This window comes from Pseudomonas sp. NPDC088885, assembly GCF_044750025.1.
Taxonomy (GTDB): Bacteria; Pseudomonadota; Gammaproteobacteria; order Pseudomonadales; family Pseudomonadaceae; genus Aquipseudomonas; species Aquipseudomonas rustica.
Map to the genome: position 1 here is coordinate 62732 of NZ_JBIVJB010000004.1, position 13773 is coordinate 76504.

At 57.2% G+C, this 13773-nt stretch carries 10 protein-coding genes and 1 tRNA gene; 3 read left to right on the forward strand and 8 right to left on the reverse strand.

Going from position 1 to position 13773, the window contains the following annotated elements:
- Positions 1–212: 212 nt before the first annotated feature.
- Positions 213–2339 (forward strand): TonB-dependent siderophore receptor, encoded by a 2127-nt coding sequence (locus tag ACIP1X_RS04795; RefSeq protein ID WP_400749818.1) that lies wholly within the window; start codon positions 213–215, stop codon positions 2337–2339.
- A 226-nt stretch (positions 2340–2565) separates the two neighbouring features.
- On the opposite strand, the gene ACIP1X_RS04800 is transcribed toward ACIP1X_RS04795, so the two are convergent.
- Entirely contained in the window at positions 2566–3939 is a 1374-nt protein-coding gene (locus ACIP1X_RS04800; RefSeq protein WP_400749821.1) for an MFS transporter, read from the reverse strand.
- Positions 3940–3999: 60 nt separating this feature from the next.
- Positions 4000–4938: a 2-hydroxyacid dehydrogenase gene (locus tag ACIP1X_RS04805; RefSeq protein ID WP_400749824.1), complete on the reverse strand. Its 939-nt coding sequence runs from the start codon at positions 4936–4938 to the stop codon at positions 4000–4002.
- A gap of 128 nt (positions 4939–5066) precedes the next feature.
- Here ACIP1X_RS04805 and ACIP1X_RS04810 point away from each other — a divergent pair, with 128 nt between their 5' ends.
- Positions 5067–5957, forward strand: coding sequence for a LysR family transcriptional regulator (locus ACIP1X_RS04810; RefSeq protein ID WP_400749826.1), 891 nt, complete (start codon positions 5067–5069; stop codon positions 5955–5957).
- 8 nt (positions 5958–5965) lie between these two features.
- On the opposite strand, the gene ACIP1X_RS04815 is transcribed toward ACIP1X_RS04810, so the two are convergent.
- From ACIP1X_RS04815 to kdgD, 5 genes are all read right to left on the reverse strand, one after another.
- Positions 5966–6712, reverse strand: coding sequence for a FadR/GntR family transcriptional regulator (locus ACIP1X_RS04815; protein ID WP_282353204.1), 747 nt, complete (start codon positions 6710–6712; stop codon positions 5966–5968).
- Between the two features lie 114 nt (positions 6713–6826).
- A complete protein-coding gene (locus ACIP1X_RS04820; protein ID WP_400749829.1) occupies positions 6827–8410 on the reverse strand; it encodes an aldehyde dehydrogenase (NADP(+)) in 1584 nt (527 codons plus the stop codon).
- Between the two features lie 164 nt (positions 8411–8574).
- Positions 8575–9927, reverse strand: a complete 1353-nt coding sequence (gudD, locus tag ACIP1X_RS04825; protein ID WP_400749831.1) for a glucarate dehydratase — start codon at positions 9925–9927, stop codon at positions 8575–8577.
- 41 nt (positions 9928–9968) lie between these two features.
- Entirely contained in the window at positions 9969–11336 is a 1368-nt protein-coding gene (locus ACIP1X_RS04830; RefSeq protein WP_400749834.1) for an MFS transporter, read from the reverse strand.
- Between the two features lie 80 nt (positions 11337–11416).
- Positions 11417–12328, reverse strand: coding sequence for a 5-dehydro-4-deoxyglucarate dehydratase (gene kdgD / locus ACIP1X_RS04835; RefSeq protein WP_400749836.1), 912 nt, complete (start codon positions 12326–12328; stop codon positions 11417–11419).
- A gap of 369 nt (positions 12329–12697) precedes the next feature.
- Here kdgD and ACIP1X_RS04840 point away from each other — a divergent pair, with 369 nt between their 5' ends.
- Positions 12698–13408, forward strand: a complete 711-nt coding sequence (locus ACIP1X_RS04840) for a FadR/GntR family transcriptional regulator (protein ID WP_400749925.1) — start codon at positions 12698–12700, stop codon at positions 13406–13408.
- 233 nt (positions 13409–13641) lie between these two features.
- On the opposite strand, the gene ACIP1X_RS04845 is transcribed toward ACIP1X_RS04840, so the two are convergent.
- A tRNA-Ser gene (locus ACIP1X_RS04845) sits at positions 13642–13729 on the reverse strand.
- Positions 13730–13773 lie beyond the last annotated feature (44 nt).

Here is a 13773-nt window from a genome sequence, read left to right on the forward strand (position 1 = left end):
CCGGAAAGTACATGATTGATAATGACTCGCATTCTACTCAGGCGATAGCACCTCAGGCAAATGCGGGCGCAGTGTCTGCGCGGGGCGAGTTATACGAGTGCTGCATACGTTAATGGGAATTTGTGTCAATTGCGAATGTGTTTGTATAGCATGCGCGGGATTTTGGCGGTTTTACTCCCTGTTTTGGCCTATTCGTAAAGGTTTCTCTCTTCATGCGTCGAACCCTGCTTTCCATTTGTGTGCTGCAAGCCTTGTCGCCTGCCTCTTGGGCTGAACAAGTGGAGGGGACACCCTCAACGCTCGAACTCGACGCAACCGATGTGATCGGTACTGCCAATTACGAGAGGGCGGCCGGCCCGGTGCAGGGTTATCGGGCGACTCGATCGGCCAGTGCCACACGTACCGACACGTCGATCCACGAAACCCCACAATCGATCAGTGTGGTTTCGAAGGATGTGGTCGAGGATCTGGGCGCCACCCGTTTGCAGGACGCGCTGGACTACGCCGGTGGCGTCGGGCGGGCGAACAATTTTGGTGGCCAGGGCCTGACCACATTTACCGTGCGTGGCTTCACCACCGGCGAGTTTTATCGCAACGGTTTCCCGATCAACCGCGGCTATCCGAACATGCCGGATGCCAACACGATCGAACGCCTCGAAGTGCTGCGCGGCCCGGCCACCATGCTCTATGGTCGGGGTGATCCTGGCGGCACCTTCAACGTGGTGTCCAAACAGCCGTTGCCCGAGCGCACCGTCACTCTTGGCAGCCAACTCAATGATCAGGGCATGAAGCGCGGCACGCTGGATGCTTCCGGCCCGCTCGACGAGGAAGGGCGTCTGGCCTACCGACTTAACGTAGTGGGCGAGGGCGGCGACACCTTTCGAGATCACGTTGAAACCGAGCGCTACGGCATCGCGCCCGTGCTCACCTGGCAGGCAACCGACGCGACCAAGCTGATTTTCGAAGGCGATTTCATGCGCAACAACGCGCCTCTGGATCGAGGCGTTACTCGCTATGCGAAGCAGATAGGGACTGCCTCGCGCGACAGTTTTTTTGGCGAAAAAGACGTTGGTAAACTGCATAACGACAACAACATGGCGCAACTGCGTTTCGAGCACATGCTCAACGACGACTGGACGTTGGGCGGCGGCTTCCAGTGGCTCGACGGATCGCTCAAGGGCAACGCCATCGAGGCCAACGGTATTGCCGCTGACGGACGCACTCTGGGGCGCAATTTCAACTATCGCAAGCTGGAGTGGACCGACAAGGATACCCAGCTCAATCTGACCGGCCATTTCGAAACCGCGGGTTTGCAGCACACGTTGCTCACCGGTATCGAGTATGAGGATTACGACTACAAGTCGATCATTCAACGCTCCAGCGGAGCCGTTGGTGCTTACCCGATCGACATCTTCGATCCGGTGTACGGCCAACCACGTCCGGCACTCACCCGCACGCCCACTGATGACAAGGAAAACCTCAAGACGTATGCCGCGTTCGTGCAGGATCAGGTGGCGTTGACTGACAGACTGAAAGTACTGGCCGGGGCGCGTTTCGAGCGCTTTGAACATGACTACGAAACCTATGTGCCCGGCGCCAAGAGCTGGCAGGCGAGTGACAACGCGGTAACGCCGCGCATCGGCGTCACCTACGACTTGACCGACACATTAGCGATCTATGCCAACACCGCGCGCTCGTTCAAACCGAACACCGGCGCCAGTCGTCAGGGCGGCGGGTTCGAGCCGGAGAAAGGCAAGTCGTACGAAATGGGCATCAAGTGGGAAGCGCTGGATCAGCAGTTGAGTGTCGACGCGGCGATCTATCAGATCGAAAAGCGTAACGTGCTGACCACCGATCCTGTTGATTCGACCTTCAGCGTCGCGGCGGGTGAGGTGCGCAGCCGTGGTTTCGACGTCAACGTGGCCGGAAACCTGACGCCCGAATGGCGCGTGATTGGTGGGTACGCCTATGTCGATGCCGAAGTGACCAAAGACAACGTATTACGCTCCGGCACGCGACTGCTGAACATCCCGAAAAACAGCTTCAGCCTGCTGAATATGTATGAGTTCCAGGATGGCACCTTTAAGGGGTTGGGCCTGGGCACCGGGCTCAAATACGTCGACGAGCGCGCGGGACAAACCGCCAACACCGCGTTTTCGATGGGCAGCTACACCGTGGTCGACCTGCTCAGCTTCTATAAGGTCAATGACAAGGTGCGGCTCAATCTTGACGTGAAGAACCTGTTTGACCGTGATTATGAAGAGGGTGCATTCGGTAACGTCTATGCCTATCCGGGAGCGCCGCGAACAGTACAAGTCGGTATTGCCTACACCTTGTAACGTGCAGTGCCGGTGCAGGCCTCACCTTCCGCGATCACGCGGGAGGTGAGGCAATGTGCGCCATTCCCGAATGGCAGAAACGGCGACTATGGATTTGCACTGGAAGAGTAAAACAGCTGCATTTATGACGTGGCGTGTATTGTCCGCGTTCGGCCAGAAGCAGCCGGTCACAACCGACGGAGAACAGCCAAAAGCGCATACTTCCTGGCCCCAGCCACTCATTTACTCAGGAGGCTTCCCGGGAAGGCACTGCACCCTCGATAACGACACGCTCAAATCGCCCGGCAAGTACCACATAGCCAAAGATTCCCAGCAGCCCATGAGCCGCCACAAACCATAGTGCCGAGTCGAACGAGCCAGTGGTTGCAACAAAATAGCCAATGACTACCGGCGTGATGATTCCTGCCACGTTACCGATGCCGTTAAATACCCCGCCACTTAACCCCACCATGCTTTTGGGCGCTGTGTCGGACAGTACTGCCCAGCCTACCGCTGCCAGTCCTTTGCCGAAAAATGCCAGGGCCATCAACGCTATCACCATCCAGTTGGCATCGACATAATTTGCGGAAACCAGGCTGGAAGCCAATGCCATACCGATGATGAAAGGCGTTTTGCGAGCCCTTGAGGGATGTACGCCTCGACGGATCAGATAATCGGAAACCACGCCGCCCAGCACACCTCCCGAGAAACCACAGATCGCCGGCATCGCAGCCACCCATCCTGCTTGCATGATCGTCATGCCTCGCCCCTGGATCAGGTAGATAGGAAACCAGGTGATGAAGAAGTAGGTGAGGGCGGTGATGCAGTATTGCCCCAGATAGATTGCCCACAGTGTCCGATTATTGAAGAGCTGGGCGACTTCTTTCATTTTCAGTTTTGGTTTGGTGGCTTTACGCGTGACTTCCAGATCCACCAGAGCACCGCCATCGCGCATGTACTGCAGCTCGGTTTCGGTCAGTCGAGGATCACTGTGAGGCTCGTGATAAAGCGCGAACCAGAACACCGTGGCCACTAGACCAAGCCCACCCATCCAGATGAACACATGTTCCCAACCCCAGGAATGGGTCAGCCAGGCCATGAGCGGAGCGAAGACCACAACGGCCATGTATTGCGCCGAGTTGAACAGTGCGGAAGCGGTGCCACGTTCACTGGTCGGAAACCAGCAGGACACGATACGGTTATTGGCCGGGAATGCCGGAGACTCTACAAGACCGAGCATGAAACGCATGCCGAACAAGGTGATTGCTGCCGAGGAGCCGACGAGCCCGACCCAGCCCACGGTGCCTTGCATCATGGTGAACAATGACCACAGGAACAGGCTGCAACCGTAGACCCTTCTTGCGCCGAATTTGTCCAGCAACCAGCCGCCTGGGATTTGGCCCAGCGCGTAAGCCCAGGCAAACGCAGAAAAGATCATGCCCAGCATCATGGGATCCAGTCCCAAGTCTTTGATCACGCCCGTACCGGCGATGGACATGGTCGCCCGGTCGGCATAATTGAGGACGGTGACAATGAAAATCATCGCCAGAATGACAAAGCGCCGACGCCCGACATGGGCCTTTTCAAGCGGGATTGCTAGCGGTGCGATCTTGGAGGTCATGGTGCTCTCCGGCTTCCCTCGGGGGGAAGTTTTATTGTTGGAGTAAGTAGCGTGCATTTCTCAGCAAGCGACAGCAGTCGGTAGCGGAGAACCGGCAAAGCAGGCCTGCAAATTGGCCAATACGATTTCGCCCATGGCCAGGCGCGTTTGTTCGGTGGCGCTGGCGCGATGCGGTTGCAGCACCACATTGCTCAGCGAGCGCAGGGCATCCGGCACGCGTGGTTCATCGGCGAACACATCAAGGCCGGCGCCGGCGATGGTGCCGTCGCTTAAGGCCGCTATCAGCGCGGGCTCATCCACCAACTTGCCGCGCGCGACATTGATCAGATAGCCGTTGGCGCCCAAAGCCTGAAGTACCGCAGGTGTGATGATCGCGCTGCCGTTATCGGCGGACGCCGCCAGCATCAGCACATCGCTGCGGCGCGCCAGGTCGATCAGGTCGGGAACGAAGTGATAGCCGCTCTGCGGTTGCTCACGCAGGTCGGTGTAGCTCACCGTCATATCGAAGGCCGAGGCGCGTTTGGCGATGGCATGGCCAACCCGACCCAGCCCGACGATACCCAGTTGAATGCCGGTCACTTTGCGTGCCAACGGTTGCGCGACACTGCCCCATTGGCCGTCGCGAACGATGCGGTCGCCGGTGCCGAGATCGCGCAGGGTCATGATCAACAAACCCATGCCCATGTCCGCGACGTCATCGGTCAATACACCGGGCGTGGTGGTCACTTGAACACCGCGAGCGGCGGCATTGACGAGATCCACTGCGTCAGTGCCGATGCCACTGATCGCGATGACTTGCAGTGCAGGCAGGCGATTCATGATCGCGTTGGACAGACCTTTGGCGCCACCGGTGACCACGCCGCGAATGGTGTGGCCTACCTCGGCCAGAAACGCGTCCTGATCGGCGGCTTCGTACAGACGGTGAACGGCATAAGACGCCTGTAACCGGGTATCGATCAGATCCGGTACAGGTTGGGTGAGGAGGATGTTGATCTTCATGTCGCGTTCCTTGAATTGTATTTATCTGGGCGGGCGACAAGCAGTTGCCTGCGTGTGGTTCCAGAGTAGGAAAACGAACGATGCTGGTCTAACATTGATACTGGATCGATCAATACAAGAATTGAATCATGGAACTCCATCAACTCCGCTGTTTTGTGATGGTTGCCGAAGAGCTGCATTTCGGTCGGGCCGCCAAACGTTTGTTCATGACCCAGCCACCTTTGAGCCGGCAGATCCAGATGCTGGAACGTTCGCTGGGCGTCACTTTGCTTGAGCGCAGTAATCGCAACGTGCAGCTCACTGTCGCCGGGCAGCATTTCCTGCGTGACGCCCGGCACGTCTTGGCGTACACCGAGCAAGCAGGTACAGCGGCGCGGCGTTTGGCGCGGGGCGAAGCAGGGCAGCTGCTTTTGGGGTTTACCGCAGTCAGTGGGTACCACTTGATTCCCGGTTTGCTGGGACATGCTGCGCAACGGCTGCCGGACGTTGGTTTCGAGTTGCACGAAATGGTGTCCGGTGCCCAGACCGACGCCTTGGCGGCGAGCATGATTGACGTCGGTTTCGTACGGCGAGCGGCGCCTCATCTGGGGTTCGACTCGCAGTTGATTTGCAGCGAGCCGCTGCTGGTGGTGATGTCGAACGCGCACCCTTTGGCGCAGCGGGCGACGATTGCGGTGGCCGATCTGGATCAGCAACCCTTCGTGATGTATTCGCCGGATGAGGGGCGCTATTTCTATGACTGCATCGTCGGGCTGTTCGCCATGGCAGGTGTTTCGCCGCGTTACCTGCATTACCTGGGGCAGACCCACTCCATTCTCGGATTGGTGCGGGCGGGCCTGGGTTTGGCGATTGTGCCAGCCGCTGCTCGTGAGCTTTACCTGGGGCATTTGCAGTTCCGTCCCCTTGAAGATGCTCAGCCGCGTGCGGAGGTGCACATGGTTTCCAGGAGTGACAACGACAACCCTGCACTGCCACCTTTCCTGCGCATGGCACAGGATTACTTCCGCACAACCGGTTGAGTCAGTCGTTATCTGAAGAGAGCGTGACGTAAACGCTCACGAATACTGCTGAGGTGCAAATGCATGGCCGCCTTGGCAGCGACAGGGTCACCATCGGCAATGCTTTGGTAAATCGCTTGGTGCTCGCGCTGTAAACGCAATCCGTATTCCGTTCGATCCCCACCATTGAGAGCGGCGCTGTTCAGTCGCTTGCGGGGTATCAGGTCGATGCCGAGATGGTCGGTGATATCCACGAAGTAACGGTTAGCCGTTGCCATGGCGATCTGTCGGTGAAACGCATGGTCGGCTGCTGCCGCCACATCACGACTGATGGTCGGGTCTGCAAGTATGTTGAGGGCTTCTTGCATGCATGCCAGATCCTGCGGACTTCTACGCTGCGCGGCAAAACCTGCGGCTTCCACCTCGACACTGATACGCAACTCGATGACGGCGATGACGTCTTCAAGGGAGGCATTTGAATTAGGGTGTAAGTCGCAATCCGGTGTGTCGCTGACGAATGAGCCGATGCCGTGTCTGGTAATGATCAGTCCACGGGTTTGCAGTTGCGAAATGGCTTCACGCACAACCGTTCGGCTGACGCCATGCTCAGCCATGACTTGCGCTTCTGGAGGCAGTCTCTGCCCGGGTTCAAATGCACCGCTGATGATTCGCTCGGTCAGTACCTGAGCGAGTATGGACGACAGGTTTCTTGACTGATTCAAACCAGTGGATCGTCGATGAAGGGGATGGCAAGGCTCAATCGTGATGGTGTCCATATCAACCCCAGCTTGTAATGGATCCTGCCGACGGCCCTTGATGCGGCTTGATTCACAGGATGGCGGCGCAAATTTCTGCGCCGCGTATCCGGCTATCAAACCGTGGGTGGCGGCTTAACCGATAGCGGCTTCACTCCACTCGCTGTTGACCAGGCGTTTGAGCTTGAGTGGATTGCTGTTTTGCAACGCTGGAGGTAAGAGCGCATCGGGATAGTTCTGGAAGCAAACCGGGCGCAGAAAGCGATCAATCGCCAACGTGCCTACGGACGTGCCGCGCGAATCCGATGTGGCCGGGTACGGCCCGCCGTGAACCATGGCCTCGCAGACTTCCACGCCAGTCGGGTAGCCGTTAACCAATATCCGCCCGACCTTTTGTTCCAGTACCGGCACAAGCCATTGGTACTGTTGGAGGTCGGCAGGTTCGCCAATCAGCGTGGCGGTCAGCTGACCGCGTAACGATTGAAGGGCAAGCTTGAGTTCAGCATCGTCTGCTACTTCGATCACAATCGTGGTCGGGCCAAACACTTCTTCCTGCAACAGTTCGTCACCTTCCAGCAACAGGCTCACATCCGCTTTGAACAGTTGTGGGTGCGCCTGATTACCGGTCTGAGCAGAACCCGTCAGGTGGGTGATGCCGGCATGGGCATGCAAATGTTCAAGCCCTTTGGAATAGCTGCGCAAGCCTCCAGCGTTCAGCATGGTCTGCGGTGCCTGCACAGCCATTTGGCCTTGCAAGTGCTGAAGGAACTGAGCGAACTGCGGCGATTTTATGCCGATCACCAGGCCAGGATTGGTGCAGAACTGACCGCATCCCATAACCACGGATGCCGCCAGATCCTTGGCTACGGTCTCGCCTCTGGAAGACAAGGCGACAGGCAGCAGCACTACCGGGTTGATGCTGGACATCTCGGCAAACACGGGGATCGGTTGTGGGCGTTCTGCCGCCATCTTGCACAGCGCATTGCCGCCGCCAAGCGAACCGGTAAAACCGACTGCTTGAATGGCCGGATGCTTGACCAGCCATTCACCCACGCCAGCGCCGAAGATCATATTGAACACGCCCTTGGGCATGCCAGTGCGCCCGGCCGCTCGAAGAATGGCGCAGCCAACTTGGTCAGCCGTTGCCATGTGGCCGCTGTGCGCCTTGAATACGACAGGGCAGCCCGCCGCCAGTGCTGCGGCGGTATCGCCTCCCGCAGTCGAAAACGCCAAGGGGAAATTACTGGCGCCAAACACGGCAACCGGGCCTACACCGATACGGTATTGACGCAAATCGCCTCGTGGTAGTGGCTTGCGATCAGGCAAGGGTAAGTCGATGCGTGCGCCGAGATAGTCGCCACGGCGCAGCACGTTGGCGAACAGGCGCATCTGGCCACTGGTGCGTGCCCGTTCTCCCTGAATGCGGCCCGCCGGCAACGCGGTTTCCTGGCAGACGATGGCGACGAAGTCTTCACCCAGTTGATCAATCTCATCAGCGATGGCATCGAGAAACTCGGCCCGGCGTGTCGGGCTCAGTTGACGATATTCGAGGAATGCCGCCTCGGCAGCCAAAGCGGCGCGGTCTACTTCGGCTTCTGTCGCTTGATAAAAATCGTACGGCAGAGGCTGGCCAGTCGTTGCATCCAGGCTTTTTAGTTGCTGTTCGCCGTCGGCGCTACGTTCGCCAGCGATAAAATTTTCGCCAAGTAGTGTGAACATGTCGGTCTCCATGCGCTTCAGGTTGAGCAATGTCTGCTTGTCTGAAGCCGGTTAAATGATGCGACGCAGGGGAAGGGGCACTGTTGGTGCCCCCTTGTTGCTGAAAGATGAGGCTCTATAGATAAGTTGGCGGTACTTGTGGCACCTGAACGTGTCTCTATGGATCAGCGCACCAGACAAGGTTGCTTGTTGTTGAAGCTCCAGCCAGGAATCAGGAATTGCATCGCGACACTGTCGTCCCGAGCGCCGAGGCCCATTCCTTTGTAGAGTTCGTGCGCCTTGGCCACGGCGTCCATGTCGATGTCTATGCCCAGGCCATGCTTGGTTGGCACCTTGACGTAGCCACCTTCAATTTTCAGCGGTTGCTTGGTCAGGCGCTGACCGTCTTGCCAGATCCAGTGCGTATCGATGGCGGTGATGTCTCCTGGTGCGGCGGCCGCCACTTGGGTGAACATCGCCAACGAGATATCGAAGTGGTTGTTGGAATGAGAACCCCAAGTCAGGCCCCATTCATGACACATTTGGGCAACCCGGACTGAGCCTTGCATTGTCCAGAAATGCGGATCGGCGAGCGGGATGTCGACCGATTGCAACTGGATGGCATGGCCCATTTCGCGCCAGTCGGTCGCGATCATGTTGGTTGCAGTTTTCAGCCCCGTAGCGCGGCGGAATTCGGCCATGACTTCGCGGCCCGAGTAGCCGTTTTCTGCGCCGCAAGGGTCTTCCGCGTAGGCGAGCACCTGATGCTGATCCCGGCACAAACGGATGGCTTCTTTAAGCGACCAGGCGCCATTCGGGTCAAGGGTGATACGGGCATCGGGAAAGCGTTCAGCGAGTGCGGTGACCGCTTCAATCTCTTCATCGCCACTCAATACACCGCCCTTGAGCTTGAAGTCGTTGAAGCCGTATTTCGCTTTCGCAGCTTCTGCCAGTCGCACGACGGCTTCGGCGGTCATGGCTTTCTCGTGACGCACTCGGAACCATTCGTCTTCAGCATCGGCCTCGTTGCGGTAGGCCAGGTCGGTGACATTGCGGTCGCCGATGTAGAACAGATAACCGAGCATTTTCACCGCATCGCGTTGCTGGCCTTCACCCAGCAATGCGGCGACCGGAACCTCAAGGAACTGACCCAGCAGATCGAGCAGGGCAGCTTCCATCGCAGTCACGGCATGAATAGTGATACGCAGGTCAAAGGTTTGCAGGCCACGACCGGCGGAGTCTCTCGATGCAAAGGTTGTCCGCATCTGATTGAGAATGCGTTGGTACTGACCAATGGGCTGACCCATGACCAGGCTACGAGCATCTTCGAGCGTTTCGCGGATGCGCTCGCCACCGGGGACTTCGCCCACGCCGGTGTTACCGGAGCTGTCTTTGATAATGACGATGTTGCGGGTAAAGAACGGCCCGTGCGCACCGCTCAGGTTCAACAGCATGCTGTCGTGGCCCGCTACGGGTACGACTTGAAAACTGGTGACGACAGGCGACTTGGTGGTGTTGGCAATATGTTCAGCGTTCATGGCAAGTTCCTACAAAAAAGGTCGTTCAGCGATCAATAGGGTCAGTGAGATTTGCTGACGGTCGCAAGCCTTGGAGCAACGACCGGTGACGTCAGCAGGGCCGATGGTTTCGGCGAGGTTTTGGCAAAGAACACCAGAATCGCGGCGAGTATCGAAGTGCCGGCCAGACCATAGAGGCCACCCTGGATCGACCCTGTTGTTTGTTCCAGGAAGCCGAAGGTCGTTGGTGCCACGAAACCACCCAGGTTGCCGATTGAGTTGATCAGTGCGATGACGGCGGCGGCGATACGAGCATCCAGATAGCCTTGGGGAATTGGCCAGAACAACGAAGACGCGGACTTGAAGCCGATGGCCGCGAAGCAGATGGCGACAAAGGCGAAGATCGGCCCACCAGTGGTGGACAAGAACATGCCGGCCGCCGCGATCAACAGGGCAGTTGCGACCCAGGCTTGCTGGAATTTGAACTTTCCGGACAGCGCAGCGAAGGTGTACATGGCGATGATGGAGATCAGCCAGGGGATCGAGTTGAAAAAACCTACCTGCACATCACTCAGGTTGCCCATCTTCTTGATGATGCTGGGGAGCCAGAAGGTCGCGGCATAAATCGTCAACTGGATGCAAAAGTACAGGGCGCAAAACAGCAGGATCTGGCGGTCTTTAAGCAGTTTGCCAATGGTCGGTTTGACCGTGGTCAGCGCTTCACGCTCGCGCTGTTCCTGATCGATCGCGCCTACCAGTGCATCTTGCTCTTCGCGAGTCATCCACTTGGCGTCATGGGGTTTGGAGTCGAGCCAGAACCAGACAAAGAAGCCCAAAGCGACCGATGCCAGGCCTTCGATGGCAAACATCCATTGCCAACCATGAAAACCGAATCCTTCAATCTGCAACAAGGCACCCGACAGCGGGCCTGAGATCAGCGAAGCCACAGCCGAGCCACTGAGGAAAATGGCAATGGCCTTGCCGCGTTCGACGCCTGGCAACCAGCGCGTGAAGTAGTAGATCACGCCAGGGAAGAAGCCAGCTTCGGCGACACCCAGCAGAAAGCGCAGGATGTAGAAATGGGTTTCGTTCTGGATGAAGGCCATCATCGTGGCGACGATGCCCCACGTGAACATGATGCGAGTCAGCCAGATGCGGGCACCGACTTTTTGCAGCAGCATGTTGGACGGTACTTCAAAGAGGGCGTAGCCGATGAAGAAGAGGCCGGCGCCCAGGCCGTAGGCGGCTGCGCCGATACCGAGGTCGTGTTCCATGTGCGTGCGCACGAAACCGATATTGACCCGGTCGATGTAGTTGAGGATGAACATGATCACGAAAAGTGGGAGTACATGCCTCTTCACTTTGCTCACGGCGCGCGCGAGAACCGAATCACCTTCTGGAACGACAGATGCATTGCTTGAATTGTTCACAATTCAAATCTCCCACTGATTATTTTTATGCGGGTTTGAGCGTGACGCCGGCGGCTTGGCCGCCGGTTGTAGCAGTCGAATTACTGGGCGCCGAGTTTCTTGATCAAGACGTCCAGCTCTTCCATTTCGTTGGGCAGCAGGTCGGTCAGTGGTGCTCGTACAGGGCCGGCATCGTGGCCTGCCAGCCTGGCGCCGGCCTTGACGATGCTCACGCCATAGCCTTCGCAGCGGTTGCGGATATCCAGGTAAGGCAGGAAGAAATCGTCGATGAGCTTGCCGACGGTTTCATGATTTTCGGCAGCGATTGCGCGGTAGAACTCCATGGCCGTTTTCGGAATGAAGTTGAATACCGCTGAAGAGTAGACCGGTACACCCAGCGCTTTATAGGCAGCGGCATACACTTCGGCGGTTGGCAGGCCACCGAGGTAGGTCAAGCGATCGCCCACGCGGCGACGGATCGAAACCATGCTTTCAATGTCGCCCACGCCGTCCTTGAAACCGATCAGGTTAGGACAGCGATCAGCCAGTTTCTCCAGGCTGTCGGCATTCAACCGGCAGACATTGCGGTTGTAGACCACTACACCGAAGTCCACGGATTTACAGACTTGCTCGACGTGAGCGACCAGGCCTTCCTGGCTTGCTTCGGTCAGGTAGTGAGGGAGCAACAGTACGCCAGCGGCGCCCAGGCGCTCGGCCTCTTGAGCGTATGCAATGGCCTGACGTGTCGGGCCACCGGTGCCGGCGAGAATTGGCACTTCGCCACGGCAGGTATCGACAGCCACTTTGATGATTTCCGAGTATTCGCTGGCTTCGAGCGAAAAGAACTCACCTGTACCGCCGGCTGCGAACAGTGCGCTGGCGCCATAAGGCGCGAGCCACTCAAGGCGCTTGGCGTAGGTGTCCGCACGGAAGTCACCGGTTGCGTCGAAGTCGGTCAATGGAAAGGACAGGAGGCCTTCAGAGAGGATGGACTTGAGTTCTTGAGGATTCATGTGTTTCGCCTGCATCGCTGGTTTTTATGGGGATGTCTGGTGTGGCTTGTTGATAGACATCATACAAGTGGATTTTTCCGTTCGCAATGCGCATAGCTGTGGTTTGTTTTCATAATGAGAGGGCAGGACAACAGGGTTTGGTTATTTTGCCCAGTATTTAATGGTGTTTAAGCGTATTTTTAAATGAGTTTCGCGAAAGGTGTTGAGCTCGTCCAGTCGAAGTTCGTGCGATTGGCTTGGTCTGGTATATGTGTGTTGTCATACAAGTGGCGGGTGTATTATGGCTCCAGTGGAGCGCGTCGGCATTTCGCCAGAGACTCTCTGGCGGGTGTTAAGCTCTTTAAAGCGAAATTCTGTGGACTCAAACCTATGCAAATTGAAAGCGGAAATCCCATCCGTAGACGATCCAATAATCTGGCTCAAGGCGTGGTTGAAGCGCTCACCCAGCGCATTTTGCTCGGGCAATTAAAGCCAGGCGAAAAGCTGCCTTCGGAATCCACCATCGTTCTCGAGCATGGCGTGAGCCGCACCGTGGTGCGGGAGGCTATCTCCAAGCTACAGGCTTCGGGTCTGGTAGAAACACGACACGGAATCGGGACGTTTGTATTGGTGCAACAACCGCAGACGGGGCTGCGCCTTCACGTGGATACCGTCGCCAGTGTCAGAAACATGCTGGAATTGCGATTGGGTCTGGAGGTGCAGGCCGTTGCGCTGGCCGCTGTTCGCAGATCTGACGAACAGCTCGCTCGCATGCGTCAGGCCTTGAGTGATTACCAGGCTTCGCTGGCTAACAACGACAGCTGCGTTGATGAGGACAAGCGCTTTCACCAGCTAATTGCCGAGGCTACCGGCAATACGTTTTTCACAGAGATCATGCAGCACTTGGGAAATGCCATGATTCCGCGTACCCAAGTGAAGATGGACGAACGTGGAGGCGCCGATTTTTCGCAATTGGGGCATCTGGCGAATCTGGAACATGAAGCGATTTTCAACGCCATCAAGCGGCAAGATCCCGACGCGGCTCGGGCGGCGATGGTGTTGCATCTAACAAATAGTCGAGATCGGTTTTCGGGAAGCTGATCGGGTGTCACGCTAGCCTTTACAGACTTTCATCGAGCGCTTTTGGCCGAAAACCGCCTGTTGAAGATAGCCAAACTCACCTGAGTGTCGAGGTCGGATCATCGATGTCGAAGGGATAGCGTTGCGGAAATGACCGAAAAGTTGCGGAAACGATCCAGAAAGGGATGATCACGAAAATCGAATTGCAGAAACGACAAAGCCCTGAATAATCAGGGCTTTGTCGGTACCAAATATGGCGGAGGCGATGGGATTCGAACTCATGGACCTGTTACAGTCGACGGTTTTCAAGACCGTTGCCTTAAACCACTCGGCCACACCTCCGTTGCGTTGCGGGCGCCATAATACCTGAATGAAACACACTGTCA